This window comes from Roseobacter sp. MED193, assembly GCF_000152965.1.
Taxonomy (GTDB): Bacteria; Pseudomonadota; Alphaproteobacteria; order Rhodobacterales; family Rhodobacteraceae; genus Pseudophaeobacter.
Genome location: NZ_CH902583.1, coordinates 1,641,718 through 1,664,605 on the forward strand (window position 1 = coordinate 1,641,718; position 22,888 = coordinate 1,664,605).

Here is a 22,888-nt window from a genome sequence, read left to right on the forward strand (position 1 = left end):
CCGACAGCTCCCCGGAGACCGCCGGGGTCAAGGAGATCTTTATGCGTCTGACCTGCCCGAATTGTGGTGCCCAGTACGAAGTGCCGGATGACGTCATTCCCGAAGAAGGTCGTGATGTGCAGTGTTCCAACTGCGGCGATACCTGGTTTCAGCAGGCGGCAGGCTTTGCTCCGGGCTTTGAGGCCGCCTCGGAAGAGCCCACCGTTGCTCCCTCAGAGCATGCGCCTCAGCCTCAGATCGCCACCGCCTCAGCAAATCCTTCCAGGGACCCTGACGATGGGCTGACAGATCCTGCCGATTTCGACGACGCCGATTCTGATGCGCATGAGGCTGAGGTTGAATTTGTCTCCAGCTCCGACCAAGGGGCCGCTGAGTTTTTTGAGAAGACGACGCCTGCGCCGACACAGGCCGCCGAAGCTGCCCAGGGGCGCGACAATCTTGAAACCGAAGAGCAGCCCCTCGTAGAGCCTGCGCCCCCTGCACCCAGCGCGCCGCAATCGCCGCGCGGGCTGGACCCTGCGCTCAGCGATATCCTGCGCGAGGAAGCAGAACGCGAAGCAAGCCTGCGCGCCGCCGACAACAGCCAATCGCAATCCTTGGAAACTCAGCCAAACCTCGGACTGGATGACCTTCCTGAGAATGAAGAAACCCGGCGATCTCGCCAGGCCAAGGACCGCATGGCCCGTATTCGCGGCGAAGACCCGCGCCGACTGGCCGCCGAGGCCAGCGGGCTAAAGCGGGGCGTTTTGCCGGACATTGAAGAGATCAACTCGACCCTACGCGCAGCGGATAGCCCAACACCGCCACCGGTCTCCGACCCTATGGCACCGCCGCCCCGAAAATCCGGGTTCACGCGAGGATTTGCCTTGGCGATCCTGGCCGTTCTCGCCCTGGTGATGGTCTATAGTAACGCTTCGAAAATTGCAGAAATCTTGCCTCAGACGGATCCCTACCTCAGCAACTATGTCACCTGGGTGGATCACATGCGTCTGTGGCTGGACTCCCAGGTGAGCGCCCTGCAAGGCCCGCAGATCTAGGTGAGGCTAATATGCCCAGGGTCACGCCCCAGGCGAAAGCTTCTGCCACTGTTCTGGCTGCCCTGATTGCCCACATCAGTTCAGATGAAACACAGAATCTACACAGTGGGTTCTAACTGATGAAAACGCAGCGCCCTTACCCAGTGACTCAAAACTGATCTAGCAGGCGCTCCAAATATTGCCGCTCGTCTTCTTCGCGGCCCTGCTCACCCATACGGCGACGCAACTCTTCCAGCAAATCCCAAGCACGGCGATGCGCGCGCCCATTGCCGAACTCCGAATTCCGCTCATCCCCTAGTCCCGCCGCATTGCGATCGCGTCCCAGAGGATCCGCCCGCCCCCCGACAGCATTTTCACCCTGTCCGGGTTGCTGCCCTGGTTGTTGCGCCTCAGCCATGGCCTCGCCGAGGGCGCGCATGCCTTCACGCAGGGCCTCCATCGCCTCGGACTGGCGGTCAATAGCCTCGGCAAGATCCCCCTGACGCAGGGCCTCTTGGGCGCCATCCATTGCTTCACCGGCGCGATCTAACGCCTCTCCGGTGGCTTCTCCCTCGGCGCCCTGGCCCAAAGGGAGCCCCTCTTGCAGGCGGCGCAGCGTATCGCGCAGGGCCTGCTGCTGATCCGCCAGTGAGCCAGCGCCACTCTCCGCCCCCCCCTGAGCAGACCCACCTGGGCTTTGGCCTGGGTCGCCAGTCTGGCCTTCGCTGCCGTTCTGGCCAGACTGGCCTTCGCCCCCACTGCCGCCTTGATGCTGCTGTCCGCGGCCCTGACCACCGTTGCGCCCCTCGTTATTCTGGCTTTCACCAGCCTGCGCATTTGGATTGAACTGTTCCTGCAAATCGCGAAAGGCCCGATCGGACAGTCCCTGCTGTTCTTGCAATGTCTCTCCCAGATCTTCCATTGCCTGCTGCCCCTCCGATCCGGTCTGCCCCTGCTGGCTCTGGCTCATGCGCATGTTTTCCATCATCCGCTGGAATTCTTCCAGTGCCTGCTCGGCCTCGGCCATGCGTCCCTGTTCCATCAACTCCTGAATGCGATCCATCATCGCCTGCAGGTCCTGTTGGCTCAGCGTCATGGCGTTTTCCTGACCCTCGCTGCTGTCACCGGATTGGTTGTCCCGCTGCGCCTGGCGCTGCAGCTGGCGCATATAATCCTGTGTCGCCTCGCGCAGCTTTTGCATCAAACGGGCAATTTCCTCATCGCTGGCTCCGTCGCGCATGGCTTGGCTCAGGCGTTCCTTGGCCCGCTGCATCCGCTCCAGCGCATCGCCGATATCTCCCTCCTCCAGCCCCTGGGCCAGAGCCCAAAGCGCCGCCGCAGTTTCGTCGCGCTGCGCCTCGCTGATCGGTGGACCGATGTCTTCGCTTTGAAGCAGCGCCGCCTCGAGTTCGCGCAGAATCCCGCGCATTTGCAAATAGCTTCCTGCCTCGCGAAACAGATCCGCTGGGCGGTGTGACAGCGCCCGCAACAGCTGGGTGATGCGTTGCGTATTTCCGCGCGACCAAATCAAATCCCGGCGCTGTTCAGCCACCGCCGCCGCCAGCGGGTCAAAAAATCGTGGCGCAACCAAGGGTGCCCCTAGCCCGGCAGAAACCGAGGATTGCCCCGCCGCATCGCGGACAGAAAAGCTAAAGATAACTGGCAGGTTTGCCCAGGGGTGCGCGGCAAAATCCTCGATCAGAACACCGTCAAAGGCCTGTCGTGATCCGCTCACCGGCAGCGGCAGATCCAGTTCAATATCAGCACTTGTTTCGGGATCAAGACGCAGACCATGGCGGCGCGACAGGGCAAGGTAGTCCAATGAAACACGCACCACACCACCCTCAATCCCATAATCATCCTGTGCCAGGAAGGGCAGCGACAAAGCCCCATCTTCGGTCAGCTCGGGCAGGCCGGTGATCGACACGTTGGGCGGTTGGTCTGGCAGCACCGTGACATTCCAACTGCGCCCACCGCGGCCTATGATCTCCAGGTGACCCGAGTGTTGGACCGCGAAATCATGCTCCAGTACTGGCTTATCCGCGCCGGACTGATCCGGGTCTGAGAGGCTTTGCGTCAGGGCCAACGCGCCAACCTCACCGTAGAAACGCAGAGTGATGCGACTTCCCTCGGCCAGTTCCAAGGCTTCACCCTGCTGGTCATTGAGATAGAGAACCGGAAGTCCAGTATAGAGCGGCGGCTCGATCCAGCCCTCCCACGAGGGGCCAACCGCCCCCGCTTCGGCGCTGCCGGAGGATAGCCCCGACAGGGTGGTTACCCGCCAGAAAGAACCAAAAACCAGCGCGATAAGTAACGAGACCAGGGCCACGTAGCGCAGTGCAAAGGGATCCGCCGAAGCAATTCGCAGATTGGGGGCCGGTGCGCGGGCCTTGGCAGCTAACTGGGCCATGCGCGCCTGATGCGCATGCCACAGGGCTGCGGCTGCCGCATCTTCAGCGCCAATGGCCTGCGTGTCGAGAAGCGCCGTAACCGGGCGTCCCGGCAGGCTAGCATCCAGTCGCGTCAATACCTCGGCGCGTCGTGGGAAGCGGAAGGCCCAGACCCCAAAAACCAGGCTCGCAAGAAACGCGAGCAAGATAACAGCAGCCACGCTCCAGAAACCAAATGATGGCAACAGATCATGCAGCCCCAACATCATGGCTGCGACAGTTGCGGCCAAAATGGAGAACAGCGGCCAAAAGCTCCGCAACGCTCTTTCGCAAAACATACCTGCCTGCGTCAGCCGAAGCGGCCATCGCAGGGGGGATAGTCTTGGGTCAGTTTTGCCAGTTCGCTTACCAGGTCGCGCCATCGTTGCTCTGCCTCCTTTAGGCGGTGCATGTGGCGTATTCCCCGGCAAGATCTACCGGATCTGTTAGAGCCACTCTGGAATGGTATCGCGGTTTATCATTTCGTCAAAGTCCGGTCGTGGACGAATAACCGCAAATTGATCCCCATGCACCAGAACTTCGGGAATGAGAGGGCGCGAATTGTATTCGCTCGCCATCACCGCACCATAAGCGCCGGCAGAGCGAAAGGCGATCAGATCCCCAGCCGCCAGGGGCGGCATATCCCGTTGCTTGGCAAAGGTATCGCCGGTTTCGCAAACCGGGCCAACGATATCATAGGGGCGATTCTCAATCCCCGGAGCGGGCTCGTTGACTGCAACGATATCGTGATGCGCCTCATACATGGCGGGGCGGATCAGATCATTCATCGCTCCATCAACAATCAAGAACTCACGATCTTCGCCGGATTTCACATAGATCACCTTGCTGACCATCAATCCGGCGTTTCCTGCAATCAGGCGCCCTGGCTCGATCTCGATCTCGCAACCCAGATGGCCCAGCGTCTCCTTGATCAGCTGACCATATTCCACTGGCAGCGGCGGCGCCTCATTCGAGCGCGTATAGGGAATGCCCAAGCCACCACCTAAATCAAGGCGATGAATGTCATGGCCATCGGCGCGCAGGCTCTCGGTCAGTTCTGCGATCTTTTCATAGGCCTTGCGGAAGGGCTCCAGTTCCGTCAGCTGCGAGCCGATATGGCAGTCAACGCCAATGACCTTTAACCCCGGCAGCGTGGCTGCATGGGCATAGACCTCGCGGGCACGAGAAATTGGAATGCCAAATTTGTTCTCGGACTTACCGGTGGCAATTTTCGCATGGGTCTTGGCATCCACATCGGGGTTTACCCGAATAGTGATCGGCGCCACCTGCCCCAGCTCCAGCGCCACCGCATTGATGACCGCCATTTCCGGCTCGGATTCGACGTTGAACTGACGAATACCGCCGGACAGGGCACAGCGGATTTCATCTGCTGTTTTGCCAACCCCAGAGAAGACGATCTTGTCACCCGGAACCCCTGCGGCCTTGGCGCGCAGATATTCGCCCTGGCTCACCACATCCATACCGGCACCGGCCTGGGCCAGTGTCTTGAGAATGGCCTGATTGCTGGCCGCCTTCATCGCGTAGCAAACCAGATGATCCATGCCTTCCAGTGCCTCATCAAACAGGCGGAAGTGGCGCAACAGGGTTGCGGTGGAATAGACATAAAACGGAGTGCCCACAGCAGCCGCGATCTCGGCAACCGGCACGTCTTCGGCGTAGAGCGCGCCGTCGCGGTAGAGAAAGTGATCCATACCTTGGCGATTAGACCAAAACCGGGAGCACTGGCAAATGATTCCCTGACTTAGCCCCCTCTTTGGCTGGGTTGTAGACTGGTCTCAGAATTTGTGCGAGACGCCGACGCGTGCATATCCCGAAACGCTCACCCCTGAAGAGGGGGCTGGTTCCGCCTTCTCAGCCTTGGGGGGCTGCGCATAGGACTGTGGCAGATCGCAGGCAGACAGGGCAAACAGCCCCAGAACCAGTAGGAAACGGATCATTGTATAAAGGCTCCTGCCCATCTTGCGTTTTGAATTGTTATGCGACGTCTTTGGCCGCTCTGGATGCCAGATCGTGTGGCTCAGAAACCAAGCGAGAGATTGAAAGGTCCCTTTTGCAATCCAACGGAGCCCCCTGCGTGGACGCCATTGTTGGAAACCCCAACCCCTGCGTTCAACGAGGGGCGCACGGGTTCACCATCCACGCCACAAGCGCTTAGACCGCCAGTCAAAACGGCGATCCCAATCAGTTTGAGCATCCAATTGTTCATTGTGGCATCTCCAAAAACCGGCCCGGTTCTTACTGAGCCTAGATGGGCAACATGGGCAACATGGGCAACATTTCAAGGCCGCCCATGGCCAATTTATCTTCTCTGCAGTCGCCCGGTTAGGCCTCCAGTATGGCGGTCCAGCGTGCCACCTGGGCGCGCACCTGCGCGGGGGCAGTCCCACCGTAGGACATGCGCGAGTTTACCGAGTTTTCCACGCCAAGAACAGTAAAGACATCGGCGGTGATCTCTGCATGTACGCCCTGCATGTCCTCCAGCGTCAGATCCGGCAGATCGCAGCCGCGTGCCTCAGCCATTGCCACCAGCGATCCGGTCACGTGATGGGCATCGCGGAACGGCAGCCCCAGCACCCGAACCAGCCAATCGGCCAGATCAGTCGCGGTAGAGAAACCGGTTCCAGCAGCGGCAGCCAGCTCGGCCCGGTTGCCGGTCATATCCTTGACCATGCCTTCCATCGCAGCGAGCGCCAGCATCCAGCTGTCGGCGGCGTCAAAGACCTGCTCTTTGTCTTCCTGCATGTCTTTGGAATAGGCCAGCGGCAGACCCTTCATCACCATCATCAGCGCGGTGTTGGCGCCAAAAATCCGACCCACCTTGGCGCGGATCAGCTCGGCCGCATCCGGGTTTTTCTTTTGCGGCATGATCGAGGAGCCGGTGGAGAAGCGATCCGACAGGGTCACAAAGCGGAACTGCGCCGAGGACCAGATCACCAGCTCTTCGGCAAAGCGCGACAGGTGCACGGCGCTGATCGAGGCGGCCGACAGGAACTCCAGCGCAAAGTCACGGTCCGAGACCGCATCCAGCGAATTGGCAGCAGGACGGTCAAAGCCCAGCGCCGCTGCGGTCATGTCGCGATCGATCGGAAAGGAAGTGCCTGCGAGGGCCGCTGCGCCCAAAGGCGATTCGTTCATCCGCTTGCGCGCGTCGCGGACCCGGCTCAGATCGCGGCCGAACATCTCAACATAGGCCATCATGTGATGGCCCCAGGTCACCGGCTGCGCCACCTGCAGATGGGTAAAGCCGGGCATGGCCCAATCCGCCCCTGCTTCGGCCTGGCTCAGCAAGGCCCGGATCAGCGCCAACAGGCCCGACTCGGCAGCGTCCAGTTGATCGCGCACCCAGAGTTTGAAATCCGTCGCCACCTGATCGTTGCGCGACCGCCCCGTGTGCAGACGGCCTGCCGGCTCGCCGATCACCTCTTTCAGGCGGGCTTCGACATTCATATGGATGTCTTCCAGCGCGGTGGAGAACTGGAAGGTGCCGTTCTCGATCTCTGACAAGACCGTGAGCAGCCCTTCCCGAATTGCCTCGGCGTCGTTATCGCTTATAACGCCTGTTGCGGCCAACATCGCTGCATGGGCCCTGGAGCCAGCAATGTCCTGGGCAGCCATCCGTTTGTCAAAACCGATCGAGGCGTTGATCGCCTCCATGATCGCGTCTGGGCCAGCGGCGAAACGGCCGCCCCACATCTGGTTCGAGGCTTGATCTGTCATGGTGGAATCCCGGAGATAATATGCGTCTGTTACGTCATCTTTCCCTTTATATCGCCCTGGGCCTGGGTGCAAATGCGGCGTCTGCTGCAGATGTTGCACAACTGGAAGCCCTGCGCGCCGATAGCCTGAAACGACTGGTGGTGCATGCTGAGCCCCGCGATGTCTCTGAAGCTTCGTTTTTCCTGGAGGACGACAGCGGCACGGCAACTTTGCAGGACTACAAGGGCAAGGTGGTTCTACTGAACTTCTGGGCCACCTGGTGCGCCCCCTGCCGCAAGGAAATGCCGCAGATCGCCGAACTGCAAGAAGAGTTCGGCGGCGATGACTTTGAGGTCCTGACCATTGCTGCCGGGCGCAACTCCCCGGCTGGCATCCTCAAATTTTTCGAGGAAAACGGCATCACCAACCTGCCGCGCCACCAGGATCCCAAACAGGCCCTGGCGCGTGAAATGGCGGTGATTGGCCTGCCCATCACAGTGCTGCTGGATCGCGAGGGTAAAGAGGTTGCCCGCCTGCTGGGCGACGCCGAATGGAATTCCGAGAGCGCTAAGGCCATCGTGGCCGCAATGATCGAAGCCGAGTAACCCCACCGCTTGGCGGCTCGGGCTGAGAGAACCTCTGCCTGAGCCACGACAGCTGCATGTCCTTCCCGCCTTTTGCATCCGTCAATTGTATGCACGAAGGCCCCCTCCCACATTCTCCTGCCCTTGTATGCCAACCGCGAAATGCTGCCTGAATAGCCTGCCTGTTCAAGGGTGGCTAAACTTGGTCTCAGGCTTGTGAGGGCGCCTTCCCCTACGCCACCTTTGACAGCGAGGCCCTTCGGCCACCATTCTGTCCTGCAAATGGCGTGACTAGGGAGGGGACAATGCCGCTGGAACTTTTGTTGATCCTCGTTGTGGGGGGCATCAGCGCGATTGCGCTGCTCTTGCACCTGAGCGGGCGTTCAAAGTCTAAGGTCATGACAGAACCCCAGGCCCGCGACGCCTGGATGAGGCAGTTTCCCGAAAGCCCAATTGCCGACCTGACCCTGGCTAGGGACGGCCATGCAGCCGTAATCCGGACTGCCGACGATAGCGCGCCGCTGGGCCTGGTCTGGTCCTTTGGGACCGATACCGTGGCCCGGTTTCTGGAAGATGCCAAATTGAGCCCCTGCAAAAAGGGACTGCACCTTCGCCTTGCGGATTTTTCGGCCCCGGCCGTGCATCTGCACCTGGACCAGCCCGAAGCCATGCTCTGGCAAGGCATGATCGAGGGGGCATCGGCCCCGCAAAGCCACCCGCAAAATCATCCCCCAGTACAAGAGGTGTAAGCCATGGACACGATCTCTTTTCCGGATGTGACGCAATTGGCGGTGCCCATTTTTATCGCCGCCATTCTGGGTGAATTTCTTTGGATCGCCCTCAAGGGGCGCGGCGGGCGCTACGAGACCCGCGATGCAGTGACCTCGCTGATCATGGGGGCCGGCAGCGTCGCCTCGGGCATCCTGTTGGGTTTTATCGCCTGGGGATTCTTTATGGTGCTGTGGGAGATCACGCCGCTGGATCTGGGTACCTCGATCGGGGTGATCATCTTGTGCTTTGTGCTGGATGATCTGCGCTATTACTGGGTGCACCGCTTTGGCCACCGCATTCGCTGGGTCTGGGCGAGCCACGTCAATCACCACTCGAGCCAGCACTACAATCTGACCACGGCGTTGCGCCAGACCTGGACCGGCACTTTCACCTTTATGATGGTGGTACGGGCGCCGCTTGTGTTGTTGGGATTTCACCCGGCCTTGGTGCTCTTTGTCGGCGGCATCAACCTCGTCTACCAGTTCTGGATCCATACCGAAGCCATTGGCAAGATGCCCCGTTGGTTTGAAGCGGTGATGAATACCCCCAGCCACCATCGCGCCCACCATGGCCGCAACCCCCGTTATCTGGATTGCAACTATGCCGGCGTATTTATCATCTGGGACAAAATGTTCGGAACCTTTGTGCCCGAGCAAGACAGCGACCCGGTGGACTACGGGCTGGTCTACAATATCGCCACGTTTAACCCTCTACGGGTCGCATTTCATGAATGGGTGGCGATCTACCAAGACGTGACCCAGCCCGGGCTGAGCCTAAAAGAGCGCCTGCTCTATGCGCTGGCGCCCCCCGGCTATAGTCATGATGGCAGTCGCGACACCTCAGAGACCATCAAGGCCAAGCATTTGGCCCGCCAGCCGCAAGACAGCGGCACACCTGGCTTTTAGTCCCCAGGCTGGCAGCCACAGCCGCGCACCAGTGCCTCAGCGTTTGGTAAAACTTTAAGTTTAAGCCTCAATTCACCCTTTTGCGCGACAGTGCCCGATGACGCATTGTTTTCCCAGAAGACGTCAGCAGCAGGAGGCATCACGTGGTCAATAAGCGCAAACTAAAACGGGCCAATATGGCCGAAGGATCTGACAATCCGCTTTCCGCGGCGGTTGTGTCGCGCGACCGCTCGACCCTGGACATGGTGGCAGAGGCGGTAAAACACAATCAAACGATGCTCGCCTACCAGCCTGTCATGCAGGCCATGCCGCCCCATGGCATCGCCTTTTACGAGGGCTACATCCGGGTTCTGGACGCCACCGATCGGGTCATCCCAGCGCGGGACTTTATGCATGTGGTCTATGACAAGGAAATCGGGCGTGAGCTGGATTGTCTCGCCTTGCAGCACGGCTTGCGCGCCCTGGCCCGCTCACCGCAGATTCGCCTCTCGATCAATATGTCCGCGCGCTCCATTGGCTATAGCCGCTGGTCCAAAGTCCTGGACAACTTCCTGAAAAAGGACGCCACAATTGGCGAACGTCTGGTGTTGGAAATCACCGAGGCTTCGGCCATGGCAGCCCCTGAGCTGGTTATCGACTTTATGGACCGGATGCAGAAACACGGCATCGCCTTTGCGCTGGACAATTTTGGCGCGGGCACCACAGCCATTGCCCATTTCCGCGACTTCTACTTTGATGCAGTCAAAATTGACGGGCAATTTATCCGAGGGATCTGTAACAATCCCGACAATCAGGCTGTCGTGCGTGCGCTCGTCGGCATCGCCAAGCAGTTTGACATGCTGATCGTCGCAGAATCTGTCGAAACCCAGGAAGAGGCTGAATATCTGGTTTCAATTGGGGTCGATTGCCTTCAGGGGTTCCTTTATGGCGCACCAACTGTTTCCCCGCCCTGGCTGGAAGACATGAAGCAACGCAATCGCGCCTGACACCGAGACCTGCAGGGCCTCTGCTAAGATATTGTCTTGCCATAGGAATACGCTGCATCGCAGCGAAATTAGCTCCGCCTTTGCGCGGAGCTTTGCGTTTCTGACTTATGCCAGTTGACTCGGACCTAAGCCCTGGGACACCCTGTCAATTGCTGCAACTGCAGCAAGACGCTATACCTGTCCCGAATAGGGAGGTGGAGAGGTGACATTCTGCGGTCAGTCAAAAACCGCGGGCTCCCTGATCTTCACATGGAATTTGATGGCAGAGGACCAAAAATAAATGACCAATGTTGTAATTGCATCCGCCGCGCGTACCGCCGTCGGCAGTTTTGGCGGCGCATTCGCCAATACGCCCGCCCATGATCTGGGCCGTGCTGTGCTGGAAGCCGTGGTAGAGCGCGCAGGCGTCGACAAAGCCGAGGTCTCTGAGACCATCCTGGGTCAGGTTCTGACCGCCGCTCAGGGGCAAAACCCGGCACGTCAGGCCCATGTCAATGCTGGCCTACCGCAGGAAAGCTCTGCTTGGGGCATCAACCAGGTCTGTGGCTCTGGCCTGCGCGCCGTGGCCCTGGGTGCTCAGCACGTCCAGCTGGGCGATGCCGCGATTGTCTGTGCCGGAGGTCAGGAAAACATGACCCTATCGCCCCATGCTGCCGCCCTGCGCGCTGGCCACAAAATGGGCGATATGAAATATATCGACACCATGATCCGCGATGGTCTGTGGGATGCCTTCAATGGCTACCACATGGGCCAGACCGCCGAAAATGTTGCTGACAAATGGCAGATCTCGCGCGAGATGCAGGACGAGTTCGCGGTTGCCAGCCAGAACAAAGCTGAAGCCGCGCAAAAAGCCGGCAAATTCGCCGATGAAATTGCGGCCTTCACCATCAAGACCCGCAAAGGCGAGATCGTGGTGGATCAGGACGAATATATCCGTCACGGCGCAACCATGGAAGCCATGCAGAAACTGCGCCCTGCCTTCACCAAAGAGGGCTCTGTCACCGCAGCCAATGCTTCCGGTCTCAACGATGGTGCTGCTGCCACACTGTTGATGAGCGCCGATGACGCCGAGAAACGCGGTATTGAGCCCCTGGCCCGTATTGCCTCTTACGCTACGGCTGGCCTGGACCCGTCGATCATGGGCGTTGGCCCGATCTATGCCTCGCGCAAAGCGCTCGACAAGGCGGGCTGGTCCGTCAGCGATCTGGATTTGGTCGAGGCCAATGAGGCCTTTGCCGCCCAGGCCTGCGCCGTCAACAAGGACATGGGCTGGGATCCTGCCATCGTCAATGTCAACGGCGGTGCTATTGCTATTGGCCACCCCATCGGCGCCTCGGGCTGCCGGGTGCTGAACACGCTGCTGTTTGAAATGAAGCGGCGCGGCGCCAAGAAAGGTCTTGCCACCCTCTGCATCGGCGGTGGCATGGGCGTTGCCATGTGTCTGGAGCGCCCATAACGGAGCGTTCGTCTTTGACATAGAACAGGGCGCCAATTTGGCGCCCTTTTTATTGTAACACCGGCCTTTTGCTGCAAGTGCGACAATTTACGCGGCATTGCGGCAAAAATCCATTGCGCAATATTGTTGCGTAAAGCATTATCAATGGGTAGCAAGATTACCGAGAGAATCTCGAATTGGAGGAAGACTGAATGGCACGTACTGCACTCGTCACCGGCGGCTCACGCGGCATTGGCGCAGCAATTTCGCAGGCCCTAAAGGACCAGGGCTGCACTGTGGCCGCGACCTACGCGGGCAACGACGAAGCGGCGGCAAAGTTCACCGAAGAAACCGGCATCAAGACCTACAAATGGAACGTTGGTTCATATGAGGAAAGCCAGGCAGGCATCGCCCAGGTTGAGGCCGATTTGGGCCCTATCGACATCGTGGTCGCCAATGCCGGCATCACCCGCGACGCGCCCTTCCACAAGATGACACCCCAACAGTGGCAGGAGGTCATCGACACCAACCTCACCGGCGTGTTCAACACCGTCCACCCGATCTGGCCCGGCATGCGCGAGCGCAAATTTGGCCGTGTCATCGTGATCTCTTCGATCAATGGTCAAAAGGGCCAGTTTGCCCAGGCAAACTATGCAGCGACCAAGGCCGGAGACCTGGGAATCGTCAAGTCCCTCGCGCAGGAGGGTGCGCGCGCCGGCATCACCGCCAATGCGATCTGCCCTGGCTATATCGCCACTGAAATGGTCATGGCTGTGCCAGAAAAGGTCCGCGATTCGATCGTGGCGCAAATCCCAACAGGTCGTCTGGGTGAGCCCGAAGAAATCGCCCGCTGCGTCGCTTTCCTGGCTTCAGACGACTCGGGCTTCATCAATGGCTCTACTATCTCGGCCAATGGCGGTCAGTTCTTCGTCTGATTTTGCCTCTGCACAAAGAAGCAAGGGCCGGTCTTTACAGACCGGCCCTTTTTTAATCCCGTAAGAACATGTGCACTATGCCCAGCGGGAAATTCCAAAACCTGCGGTCCTTGTGGTGCCGGATTTACGTGACCCAAACACCCAGGCCAGGATCGAAAACAGCGCCTGGCTGCGCTCCGCATGAGCACGTTCCATCGCCTGCTTGACGTTACTATTTGCTGAGTATCCCATCGTATCGGCCTCCGTTCGGATCAATAATGTCTATCTGAAACCAATATGCCCCTTTAAGCTAAAAGCCACAAACGAGACTTTCCAAAGCTTCAGTTAAATATTACTTGTGTGAACATGTCAGATCGCCTCCCCCCCCTCACCGCCCTGCGGGCCTTTGATGCCGCCGCCCGGCATATGTCGTTTGCTCAGGCCGCTTCCGAGCTAAACGTGACACCGGCCGCCCTATCATTTCAAATCAAGTCCCTAGAGGAGCACCTGGGCACTCCGCTGTTTCGCAGGCTTAACCGCGCGGTGGAGCTGACCGAAGCGGGGCGCACCCTGGCACCCGGCGCAGCAGAGGGGTTTCAGACCCTGTCTGCCGCCTGGATCGCGACCAAAAGGCTACAGGATAACAGCACCCTCACGGTGACCGCAGGCCCTGCGCTGACGGCAAAATGGCTGGCCCCCCGGCTCTATGATTTTGCCCGTGCCCACCCCGAGATTGACCTGAGGTTTTCTGCCACTCTGCGTAATATGGATCTGGCCCGTGATGACGTCGATGTGGCGATCCGCTTTGGCTATGGTTTGGATGAAGATCTCTATTCCGTTCCCATTCGCAAGGAATGGCTCACACCGGTCATGACGCCCGAACTTGCGGAACAGTTTCCCACCCCCCAAAGCCTGGTAGAGGCGCCGCTTATCTTTGATGATTCTATCGGGTTCTTGCAGCCGCCCTGTGACTGGCCCACCTGGTTTCGCGCCGTGGGGATAAAATTCACCCCGCAGCACGGCACCCATTTTTCCAATGCTGACCACGCCATCAACGCCGCCGTTGCCGGCATGGGGGTTGTGCTGGGTCGGCGCCCGATGATTATCGCGGATCTCCAAGAAGGCCGTCTGGTAGCGCCTTTCAAGATCGCCATCGAAACCAAGGCCCGGTTTCGCTTTCTTTGCCTGCCCGGTGCAGAAAAACGTCCGCAGATCGAAGCATTTCGCGATTGGTTTCTGGCCGAGATCGAAAAAACCGCGCATATATCCGACCAATTCACCATTGTCCCGGTCGAGGAGATCCCCGCATTATGACCCGAACCAAGGCCACAGCAGTTGGGTTTGTCGCTGTTCTGCTCTGGGCGCTGCTCGCCCTGCTCACGGTTGGTTCGGCGCCGGTACCGCCACTGCTTCTCAATGCGATTTGTTTTACCATAGGTGGCACCCTGGGCTTGATCTGGACCGCGCGTACAGGGGGGCTGGGCCAGTTGCGGGAGATCTCCTGGAAAGTCTATGCTTTTGGCTCTGTTGGGCTCTTTGGTTATCACGCGCTGTATTTTTCCGCTCTGCGTCTTGCCCCTGCCGCCGAGGCGGGACTGATTGCCTACCTCTGGCCACTATTGATCGTGTTGTTTTCCGGCCTGCTGCCGGGGGAGCGTCTGCGCGCAGGTCATCTGATCGGGGCCCTGCTGGGCTTTGCCGGGGCTGCCGCCATCATCACCGGCGGTTCTGGCGGCTTTCAGGTCGAGTTCCTGCCAGGCTATGTCCTTGCCTTCCTCTGTGCGCTGACCTGGTCGGGCTATTCGGTGCTATCGCGCCTGGTTGGCTCCGCCCCGACCAGTTCCGTCGCGGTCTTCTGCCTGATCACTGCTTTCGCCTCTTGGGGATTACATTTCATGGTCGAGGAGACCGTCTGGCCAAAAGGCACAATTGGCTGGGCTTCAACCCTGTTGTTGGGCCTGGGGCCGGTAGGACTGGCCTTTTATGTCTGGGATATTGGCGTCAAACAGGGCGATATTCAGTTGCTGGGAACCAGCTCTTATGCCGCGCCCCTGCTGTCGACCCTGGTTTTGGTTCTGGCAGGGGTGGCGAATCCCTCTTGGGCTCTGGCGCTGGCCGCGGCCCTGATCACCGCAGGCGCGGCAATCGCGGCAAAGAGCGGCTAACCAGACCCGCTTCCAAAACGCCTGAAGGGGCGCCAAACAAAAGGGCCGCCATTTCCGGCAGCCCTGAAAAACTCTGGTATGCGATCACCCAGGGCACCCGCCCCAAGGCCGATTGGCGTTTATGCTGTCTCTGTAGCGCTCGACAGGCGCTCAATTTCTTCTTTCAGTTTGAGCTTTTGTTTCTTCATCCCGGCGATTTCCAACCCGTCCGTACTGGGTGATCGTTGGGCGTGCTCAACTTCCATGCTTAGGTGGTCATGCTTCTTTTTCAGTTCGGTGAGATGCGAGCTGAGGCTCATGGCGTTCCTCCTTTTAAAGCGAGACGTTCAACCCCGAACCTGCGGGGTTGGTTTGAGTGGACCATAAGTTTTGCCAACTGTCACGCCGCAGACGCATAGTTTTTTCATGAAATTGTCACATCGGCCAAAGCCCGCCAAAAGCGTTATTTTTATGAATCAAATTGGCCTACCTGCGCAGCAAGCTCACGTCGAAAGCTTGCATTTTGCACCGTAGGCACCTATCTTGCCGCGGGCCAACTTAGAGGCGTGCCCTGGCGCAAAATTTCCCGCACCTCGGCACGGTAACTCTCCGTATCGGCCAAATGACGCGCCCCCTCATGCAGGATCAGCGGTGCATGAAGGCGGAAATCGGCACGGCCTCCCTTACGGGCACGCAGCAATATCAGCTCTGCTGGACGGTTTTGACGCGGCGCCAGTGGCAGCACCTCAAGCGAGCCGAGGCGCCCCATACAGGCGCTCAGGATATCAGGCAGTCGATCCGCCCGCTGTATCATATGCAGATAGCCTTTGTGGGTCAGTCGCCGCGCAGCGGTGTCAATCCAGATCTCCAGCGGGGTATCTCCGCCCAATGCAATCTGACGGCCGACATCTTCCGCTGGGCTATGGGCGCCAGCGCGATAATAGGGGGGGTTGGCCAAAACCTGATCGAACTGGCGTTGGCGCAGATCTTTGGGCAACGCTGCCAAATCTGCCTCAACCACCTCGACGCTCTGACCGTTGTGCGCCGCATTGCGCCGGGCAAGAACGGCATAATCGGATTGCAACTCAACCCCGGTGATCGCCAATCCCGGCACCCGTTCAGCCAAACACAGAAAAGCCTGACCACCGCCACAGCCCAGTTCCAGCACACGCTCCCCTGCCCGCGCAGGAATCGCCGCAGCCAGCAAAACAGGGTCCACCCCGGCCCGATAGCCCTCACGGGGTTGCCACAGCTGCACCCGGCCGCCCAGGAAATCATTCAGAGACAGGTCCTCGTCGGGAAAGCCCCCTTCAACGCTTGGATCCGGCTCCCCCTGCTTGGTCATGTCTCATTGCCAAGCGGAATTTCGTTGTCCACCATTGCGCGCTTGGCCTGGGAATAATCTTCATCGCGCACCATCAGGCGGCGCGGAAAAATCCCGATGCCACCTTCGAGTATGCTCATATTTACGTCCATCTGAAAGCAGTCTATATCCTCTCCCTCAAGAAGGGCGGATGCAAAGGCCAGGACAGTCGGATCGGTGCTGCGCAAAAGTTCTTTCATGGGGATGGATCTAAGGGCAAGGTCGCGGTCTTGTCGAGCCTGAAAGCCGGGAAAGCAATGAACCAAGTCACAAGTCAAAAACCACACGAATTGCTCGCCGCCACTTTGAGCGATGAGATGGAGGCGGTGAATACGCTGATCCAAACCCGCATGGCCTCGGAACATGCGCCACGCATTCCCGAAGTAACAGCGCATTTGGTTGGGGCCGGTGGCAAACGCCTGCGCCCCATGCTGACCCTCGCCGCAGCGCGGCTCTGTGGCTATGAGGGTGCACATCACGTCAAGCTGGCGGCCACGGTGGAGTTCATCCACACCGCCACATTGCTGCACGATGATGTGGTGGATGAAAGCGGCCAACGCCGTGGTCGCCCCACTGCCAACCTGCTTTGGGATAACAAAAGCTCGGTTCTGGTAGGCGATTACCTGTTCTCCCGCAGCTTCCAGCTCATGGTCGAAACCGGCTCGTTGCAGGTTCTGGATATTCTGGCCAATGCTTCGGCCACCATTGCCGAGGGCGAGGTGCTGCAAATGACCGCAGCCTCTAATCTCGCCACCGATGAAGCGGTCTATCTGCAAGTTGTGCGCGGTAAGACGGCAGCGCTATTCTCCGCCGCAACTCAGGTGGGCGGTGTCATCGCTGCGGCGCCAGAGACGCAGATCAAAGGGCTATTTGACTACGGCGATGCGCTTGGCATCGCCTTCCAGATTGCGGATGACCTGCTGGATTATCAAGGCGACGCAGCCACCACTGGCAAAAACATCGGCGACGATTTCCGCGAACGCAAGCTGACCCTGCCGGTGATCAAGGCCGTTGCCCAAGCCACCGACGAAGAACGCGCCTTTTGGATTCGCACCATTGAAAAGGGCCAACAGCAAGAGGGTGACCTGGAGCAGGCTCTTGCTCTGATGGCGAAATACGGCACGCTAGAGGCCACCCGCCAGGACGCGTTGCTATGGGCGGAAAAAGCCACAGAGGCCTTGAGCGCCCTGCCGGATCACCCCATCCGCCAGATGCTGCACGACCTGGCAGAATATGTGGTCTCGCGCCTGCACTAGGCTCTGTCCCACAGGTAAATCAAAAATTCTTACGCCCGCAGCTTTGCGGGCGTTTTCATTTGTGCTTAGCTCTCCGCCAAACCCTTTACCCTATTGAACAGAAGCTGATTTGCCTGCCCATGCTGCGCCTTGCCCTTCACGCCTGCATCATTGCCGCTCTCACGGCTCTGACCCAGCTGGGCGGCATTGCCTGGGCCCTGTCACGATTGTCTCGCCACCCCTTCGCGGTGTTTGCCGCGCTCTATGTCGGTCTGGCTCTCCTTGCAGTCTGGGTGGCACCGCTGACCGGCAGAACGGCACTATCCTGTTTTGAACGCGGCCCGCTGCAGGTGCAGTCCTGGTTCTACTGCGCCACCAACCGGACCTATGTCACGCCAGAACTGAAGGCCGTGCTGGAAGAGGCCTCAAGTCAGGTGGAAGAGAGCTACCCCGGCACCCAGACGCTTGTCTTGGATGCCAATTTCCCCTTTCTCACCGGCTTTCCCCTGCTGCCGCATTTGTCCCATGACGATGGCGAAAAGGTTGACCTGGCTTTCTACTATGCAGATGCTGCCGGGGACCACTATTCGGGCCAAGTCCGCAGCCCGATCGGCTATTTCGCCTTTGAACAAGGGCCAACGAACTGCCCAGACACCCTGCTGTCCCTGCGCTGGGATCTGGATTGGTTGCAGCCTCTATGGAAGACTTTTGAGCTGGAGCCACAGCGCAATAGGCTGCTTGTCGAAACCCTGGCGCGCGATCAGCGCGTGGCCAAGATCTTTATCGAACCGCATCTCAAGCAATCCTTGGGGCTGACCAGCGACAAGATCCGCTTTCAGGGCTGTCGCGCCGCCCGACATGACGACCACATACACCTGCAGCTCTAGGGGCCGCCCCTAGCGCAGGGTGACCGCCTGGATCCACCAGTCGGGATGCTCGGCACCGATCTCATAGGCTGCCATATGCGCCGCCTTTGTGGTCGGGTAGAGTGCAAAGCAGGTGGCGCCGGAGCCGGACATGCGTGACAGCAGATTGCCTCTGCTCGCCGTCAGATCGCCCAGAACCTGGTCAATTTCAGGTGCTGCGACACGCGCCGGGGCCTCTAAATCGTTGCGTTGCCCTACCAACCAAGACGCGCAGTCACTGGCGCTGTTGAACCGCGGAATTTCAACCGACATGGGCGCGTTGTTACGACTGCGCAGACCGGAAAACACCGCGCCTGTTGGCACATGGCAGCCGGGATTGACCAGGAGCGCGGGCAGTGCGGGCAAGTCCACCGGGGTGATCTGCTCGCCAATCCCCTGCATCCTTGCGGCTGAAGCCGCCATGCAGACCGGTAGGTCAGCGCCCAGCGAAAGGGGCAGGTCCGCCGGGATCTCAATACCTTGAGCGGCCAGGGCCGTCAGCAGGGCCGCCGCATCCGAAGAGCCACCGCCGATGCCAGCCCCATGGGGCAGCTGCTTATTGAGGTGGATGGCACCAGACCAGCCTGCGCCTTCGGCGGCCTTCCAGATCAGATTGCGCTCATCCTGCGGCACGCCTGCAGCAAAGGGCCCGCTGAGGTCGATCCGCATCTCGGGACCAGGCTCCAGCTTCAACCGGTCTCCGAAATCGGCAAAGACAACCAGCGAATCCAGCAGATGATAGCCATCGGCGCGCTGGCCAGTCACATGCAGGGTCAAGTTGATCTTGGCAGGCGCAAAGACCTTAATCGCCATTGGCGACCTGAAGAGGCGCAGCCCCTTCCTGTTCCAATACCGCGTCAAGACCCAGCTCCAGCTTGCTGCGGATGCGGTCCGGGTCTGCCTCACCATCGCCTTCGCCGGATTTGATGAAAGACAGCGCGCGTTTCCACTGGAATTCAGCCTCGCGCAGGCGACCAACCGCCCAGTAGACATCGCCAAGATGGTCATTCACAACCGGATCCACCGGCATCAGTTCCACTGCGCGTTCCATATGACCGACGGCATCAGCGTAGCGGCCCAAGCGGTAGAAGACCCAGCCCAGACTGTCGACAATATAGCCCGAATTCGGCTGTGCAGCGACCGCCTGTTCGATCATCCCCAAAGCCTCGTCCAGCTTGTCGGGGCTATCCTCTTTTTCGATCAGCGAATAGCCGAGATAGTTCAGCACCTGCGGGCTGTCTGGACGCAGCGCAAGTGACGCGCGGAAATCAGCCTCCGCCTTTGGCCAGTCCTTGAGACGTTCATAGGAAATACCGCGGGCATAATGCAGAAACCAACGACTGCGAGAGTCGTCGGACATATTGGACAGGGCCGCATCATAGGCAGAGATCGCCCCGGCATAGTCCTCTTGCTGGCGCAACAGGTCGCCCAAGCTGATCGAAACCTGCGGTAGGGTGGGGAAATCTCCGACCAATTGCTCCAGCACCTCGGCGGCGGCATCCGGTTTTGCAGCGCGGCGCAGCGCTTCGGCGCGGCCCATCTCGGCGGCGTAGTATTCGGGGTGATCGCTGGGAACCTGTTTATAGGTCGCGATCGACAGCTCATAGCGCCCCAGCTGATCCAACAGCTCGGCGCTCAGCAGCACCGCATCCACATGTTGCGGGCTCAGCGCAGAGGCAACACGAGCATACATCAGCACAAAATCATTGGCCGCTTCGCCGTTCATCACCGCCGCCAGAGTAAAGAAGACCTCAGCGATTCCGTCGCGGGCCGTGCTGGCAATGGAAAAGCCCAGCGCCTCCTCGGCCTCCAGGCGGGTGCGCATATCGTCAAGCGCCGGGTCGCTACCGGAGCCAAAGCTGCCATTCAAGGTCGCCAAAGCCAGTTCGTATTCGCCCAGTTGCGACTGAATTTCGACCCGCGCCAAGGCCGAGCGCCGCGACAATCGAGTCAGCTGCCCGTCATTGGCGGCAAACAACTCCTCGGCACCGCCGTAGTTGCCGGCAGAGGCCAATGCCAGGGCCTTATGATAGGCCGCAAAGGGGCGCAGAGCCTCCTCCTCACCGATGCGATCAAAAACCGCAATTGCCTTGTCTACAGATCCAACGCCCATCTGCGCCCAGGCCTCGATCAGACCATCCACAAGGGGATGAATAGCGCGGGTGTCCAGATCGCGATCCAGGATGGCCTGAAAATCCTCCGCGAGGGCAAAGCCACCTGCCATGACGATATTGCCTGCCTGGCTGCGTGCACCGCTTTGCAGCAGCCGTTCGGCCACTGGGATGGCGTTTTTCATCTGTCCCTGCGCCAACTGGGCAAAGACCACGTTTTCCATCAGCAGTGGGTTCGAAGGGTCACGCACCAGCGCCCGGGTGTAGTAATCTGCAGCGGCGGAAAAATCGCTCTCAAAAGTGGCAGCCCGCCCGGCCAGATAGGAACCCGCCAGACCCTCGGCCGAAGCCTGCTGGGCGGTTACAAGGCTTCCTGATGCTGATAAGGCAACCAAGGCCAGCGCCGTAAGGCTGCGAAAATGTGAAATCGGCACCTGGAGTTCTCCTCTACGTGGGCGGCTCGCGTCAAACCGAATCGTAGTGCGGGACCTGGTGACACGCAATGGGGCGACCCGAAGGCCGCCCCAATTTTACGTGATTTCCTGATCAAACCGGCAACACAAGCGTAAGATCGCCCATTTTGTTGCTGTCCCTGCCAAGCCGGAACTTACATGTTTGGATAGTTCGGCCCGTCGCCGCCCTGGGGCGTGGTCCAGGTGATGTTCTGGCTTGGGTCTTTGATATCGCAGGTCTTGCAGTGCACGCAGTTCTGGAAGTTGACCACGAACTCGGGCTTGCCGTCCTTTTCCACCACCTCGTAGACACCCGCAGGGCAGTAGCGTTGCGCGGGTTCGTCGAACTTTGGCAGGTTGGTCCCGATGGGCAGGTTCGGATCAGCCAGACGCAGGTGGCAAGGCTGGCTTTCCTCGTGGTTGGTCGCTGCAAAAGACACATTGGTCAGGCGATCAAAGGAAAGCACCCCATCTGGTTTTGGGTAGTCAATCGGCTGGTGCTTGGAGGCTTCCTCGGTTGCCTCAGCATCATTTTTGCCGTGCTTGATGGTGCCAAAGAAGGACAGACCCAGAATGTTGTTGGTCCACATATCCAGACCACCCAGCATAAGCGAGGCCATCAGCCCCCACTTGGACCACATGGGCTTAACATTACGCACCATTTTCAGGTCTTTGCCAATTGCGCCATCCCGGACAGCAACCTCGTAGTCTGGCAGTTCATCACCTGAACGATCCGCCTTGATCGCGGCAAAGGCGGCCTCGGCTGCTGCTTTGCCTGACAGCATGGCATTGTGGTTGCCCTTGATGCGCGGAACGTTGACCATGCCTGCAGAACAGCCCAGCAGCGCCACACCGGGGGCAACCAGCTTTGGCATAGACTGATAGCCGCCCTCGGTGATGGCACGGGCGCCATAAGCGACGCGTTTGCCACCTTTCAGCAGTTCAGCCACCATTGGATGATGCTTGAAGCGCTGGAATTCCATATAGGGGTACAGATGCGGGTTTTTGTAGTTCAGGTGAACCACAAAGCCGACATAAACCTGGTTGTTCTCCAGGTGATAGATGAACGACCCACCGCCCGCATTGGAGTTCAGCGGCCAACCCATGGTGTGGGTGACAGTGCCTTCCTTATGTTTCGCGGGATCGATCTCCCAGATCTCTTTCATGCCAACGCCGTATTTCTGCACGTCCTTGCCGGCCTGCAGGTCATATTTGGCGATCACCTCTTTTGACAGCGAGCCGCGCACACCTTCCGACAGGAAGACATATTTGCCGTGCAGCTCCATTCCTGGCTCGGTGTTGGGACCGTAAGAGCCGTCCTCTTCCAAACCAAAGACACCGGCAACCACGCCTTTGACTTCGCCTTTGTCGCCATAGACCAGCTCAGAACAGGACATGCCTGGAAAGATTTCAACGCCCAGTTCTTCGGCCTGCTCGGCCATCCAGCGACAGACATTGCCCATCGAGACGATGTAGTTGCCGTGGTTGTTCATCAGCGGCGGCATGGGGAAGTTTGGAACGCGGATTTCACCAGCTTCGCCCAGCATATAAAAGTTGTCTTCTTTTACGGGCGTATTGAGTGGTGCGCCTTTTTCCTTCCAGTCGGGGATCAGCGCATCCAGGCCACAGGGGTCCAGAACCGCACCAGATAGGATATGGGCGCCCACTTCGGAGCCCTTTTCCAGAACCACGACCTCTAGGTCGGCATCCAGCTGTTTCAGACGGATCGCGGCAGACAGACCGGCCGGGCCTGCCCCAACGATCACTACGTCATATTCCATCGTTTCGCGTTCGATCTCGGCCATAGAGCTGCTCCTTGGCTATTGTATTCGCTACCGATCCCATGTCTGGGAGTGAGCTGGGAGTAATTTTCTTTCGCGGTTGCTTAGCGTTTGGCAACATACAAGGTCAATCCAAACTC

The 22,888-nt window shown here is 59.3% G+C and carries 23 protein-coding genes; 11 read left to right on the forward strand and 12 right to left on the reverse strand.

Going from position 1 to position 22,888, the window contains the following annotated elements; genetic code table 11:
* Positions 1–41: 41 nt before the first annotated feature.
* Positions 42–1,037, forward strand: coding sequence for a zinc-ribbon domain-containing protein (locus MED193_RS10205; protein WP_039966816.1), 996 nt, complete (start codon positions 42–44; stop codon positions 1,035–1,037).
* Positions 1,038–1,185: 148 nt separating this feature from the next.
* Here the strand turns inward: MED193_RS10205 and MED193_RS10210 are convergent, their stop codons facing one another.
* The 5 genes from MED193_RS10210 to argH all read right to left on the reverse strand — a co-directional run bounded on the left by MED193_RS10210 (position 1,186) and on the right by argH (position 7,183).
* Positions 1,186–3,828: a DUF4175 domain-containing protein gene (locus MED193_RS10210; protein ID WP_039966093.1), complete on the reverse strand. Its 2,643-nt coding sequence runs from the start codon at positions 3,826–3,828 to the stop codon at positions 1,186–1,188.
* Between the two features lie 63 nt (positions 3,829–3,891).
* Positions 3,892–5,157 (reverse strand): diaminopimelate decarboxylase, encoded by a 1,266-nt coding sequence (gene lysA / locus MED193_RS10215; protein ID WP_009809640.1) that lies wholly within the window; start codon positions 5,155–5,157, stop codon positions 3,892–3,894.
* Between the two features lie 84 nt (positions 5,158–5,241).
* Positions 5,242–5,403 (reverse strand): hypothetical protein, encoded by a 162-nt coding sequence (locus MED193_RS23075; RefSeq protein WP_009809641.1) that lies wholly within the window; start codon positions 5,401–5,403, stop codon positions 5,242–5,244.
* A gap of 80 nt (positions 5,404–5,483) precedes the next feature.
* Entirely contained in the window at positions 5,484–5,672 is a 189-nt protein-coding gene (locus MED193_RS10220; RefSeq protein ID WP_009809642.1) for a hypothetical protein, read from the reverse strand.
* 116 nt (positions 5,673–5,788) lie between these two features.
* Positions 5,789–7,183 carry an argininosuccinate lyase gene (argH, locus tag MED193_RS10225; RefSeq protein WP_009809643.1) on the reverse strand — a complete coding sequence of 465 codons (1,395 nt, stop codon included), beginning with the start codon at positions 7,181–7,183 and terminating at the stop codon, positions 5,789–5,791.
* Between the two features lie 20 nt (positions 7,184–7,203).
* Here argH and MED193_RS10230 point away from each other — a divergent pair, with 20 nt between their 5' ends.
* The 6 genes from MED193_RS10230 (at position 7,204) to phbB (ending at position 12,778) form a co-directional block, all read left to right on the forward strand.
* Complete coding sequence (locus tag MED193_RS10230; protein WP_009809644.1) at positions 7,204–7,767, forward strand: TlpA disulfide reductase family protein; 564 nt, start codon at positions 7,204–7,206, stop codon at positions 7,765–7,767.
* 284 nt (positions 7,768–8,051) lie between these two features.
* On the forward strand, positions 8,052–8,495 hold the full coding sequence (locus tag MED193_RS10235; protein WP_009809645.1) for a hypothetical protein: 444 nt from the start codon (positions 8,052–8,054) through the stop codon (positions 8,493–8,495).
* 3 nt (positions 8,496–8,498) lie between these two features.
* Positions 8,499–9,422 (forward strand): sterol desaturase family protein, encoded by a 924-nt coding sequence (locus MED193_RS10240; RefSeq protein WP_009809646.1) that lies wholly within the window; start codon positions 8,499–8,501, stop codon positions 9,420–9,422.
* A 176-nt stretch (positions 9,423–9,598) separates the two neighbouring features.
* A complete protein-coding gene (locus tag MED193_RS10245; protein ID WP_039966818.1) occupies positions 9,599–10,408 on the forward strand; it encodes an EAL domain-containing protein in 810 nt (269 codons plus the stop codon).
* A 280-nt stretch (positions 10,409–10,688) separates the two neighbouring features.
* On the forward strand, positions 10,689–11,864 hold the full coding sequence (locus MED193_RS10250; RefSeq protein ID WP_009809648.1) for an acetyl-CoA C-acetyltransferase: 1,176 nt from the start codon (positions 10,689–10,691) through the stop codon (positions 11,862–11,864).
* 191 nt (positions 11,865–12,055) lie between these two features.
* On the forward strand, positions 12,056–12,778 hold the full coding sequence (gene phbB, locus MED193_RS10255) for an acetoacetyl-CoA reductase (protein ID WP_009809649.1): 723 nt from the start codon (positions 12,056–12,058) through the stop codon (positions 12,776–12,778).
* Positions 12,779–12,853: 75 nt separating this feature from the next.
* On the opposite strand, the gene MED193_RS22930 is transcribed toward phbB, so the two are convergent.
* Positions 12,854–13,009, reverse strand: a complete 156-nt coding sequence (locus MED193_RS22930) for a hypothetical protein (RefSeq protein WP_157041331.1) — start codon at positions 13,007–13,009, stop codon at positions 12,854–12,856.
* Between the two features lie 114 nt (positions 13,010–13,123).
* Between MED193_RS22930 and MED193_RS10260 the strand changes: the two genes are divergently transcribed.
* Positions 13,124–14,071, forward strand: a complete 948-nt coding sequence (locus tag MED193_RS10260) for a transcriptional regulator GcvA (protein WP_009809651.1) — start codon at positions 13,124–13,126, stop codon at positions 14,069–14,071.
* Positions 14,068–14,922, forward strand: a complete 855-nt coding sequence (locus MED193_RS10265) for a DMT family transporter (RefSeq protein WP_009809652.1) — start codon at positions 14,068–14,070, stop codon at positions 14,920–14,922. Before MED193_RS10260 ends, MED193_RS10265 begins: the two co-directional genes overlap by 4 nt.
* A gap of 119 nt (positions 14,923–15,041) precedes the next feature.
* Here the strand turns inward: MED193_RS10265 and MED193_RS10270 are convergent, their stop codons facing one another.
* The 3 genes from MED193_RS10270 to MED193_RS10280 form a co-directional block, all read right to left on the reverse strand.
* Positions 15,042–15,221: a YdcH family protein gene (locus MED193_RS10270; protein WP_009809653.1), complete on the reverse strand. Its 180-nt coding sequence runs from the start codon at positions 15,219–15,221 to the stop codon at positions 15,042–15,044.
* Positions 15,222–15,439: 218 nt separating this feature from the next.
* Positions 15,440–16,246, reverse strand: coding sequence for a tRNA1(Val) (adenine(37)-N6)-methyltransferase (locus MED193_RS10275; protein WP_009809654.1), 807 nt, complete (start codon positions 16,244–16,246; stop codon positions 15,440–15,442).
* A complete protein-coding gene (locus MED193_RS10280) occupies positions 16,243–16,464 on the reverse strand; it encodes a DUF2007 domain-containing protein (protein ID WP_009809655.1) in 222 nt (73 codons plus the stop codon). Before MED193_RS10280 ends, MED193_RS10275 begins: the two co-directional genes overlap by 4 nt.
* Positions 16,465–16,521: 57 nt before the next feature.
* Between MED193_RS10280 and MED193_RS10285 the strand changes: the two genes are divergently transcribed.
* Together MED193_RS10285 and MED193_RS10290 are read left to right on the forward strand one after the other, a co-directional pair.
* The gene (locus MED193_RS10285; protein ID WP_009809656.1) at positions 16,522–17,520 is read left to right on the forward strand and encodes a polyprenyl synthetase family protein; all 999 of its coding nucleotides are present in this window, start codon (positions 16,522–16,524) and stop codon (positions 17,518–17,520) included.
* Between the two features lie 119 nt (positions 17,521–17,639).
* The gene (locus MED193_RS10290) at positions 17,640–18,386 is read left to right on the forward strand and encodes a hypothetical protein (RefSeq protein WP_009809657.1); all 747 of its coding nucleotides are present in this window, start codon (positions 17,640–17,642) and stop codon (positions 18,384–18,386) included.
* A gap of 9 nt (positions 18,387–18,395) precedes the next feature.
* On the opposite strand, the gene MED193_RS10295 is transcribed toward MED193_RS10290, so the two are convergent.
* The 3 genes from MED193_RS10295 to MED193_RS10305 form a co-directional block, all read right to left on the reverse strand.
* Positions 18,396–19,217, reverse strand: coding sequence for a 4-(cytidine 5'-diphospho)-2-C-methyl-D-erythritol kinase (locus MED193_RS10295; RefSeq protein ID WP_009809658.1), 822 nt, complete (start codon positions 19,215–19,217; stop codon positions 18,396–18,398).
* Positions 19,207–20,949, reverse strand: coding sequence for a tetratricopeptide repeat protein (locus MED193_RS10300; protein ID WP_009809659.1), 1,743 nt, complete (start codon positions 20,947–20,949; stop codon positions 19,207–19,209). Before MED193_RS10300 ends, MED193_RS10295 begins: the two co-directional genes overlap by 11 nt.
* A gap of 173 nt (positions 20,950–21,122) precedes the next feature.
* Complete coding sequence (locus tag MED193_RS10305) at positions 21,123–22,772, reverse strand: electron transfer flavoprotein-ubiquinone oxidoreductase (protein WP_009809660.1); 1,650 nt, start codon at positions 22,770–22,772, stop codon at positions 21,123–21,125.
* Positions 22,773–22,888 lie beyond the last annotated feature (116 nt).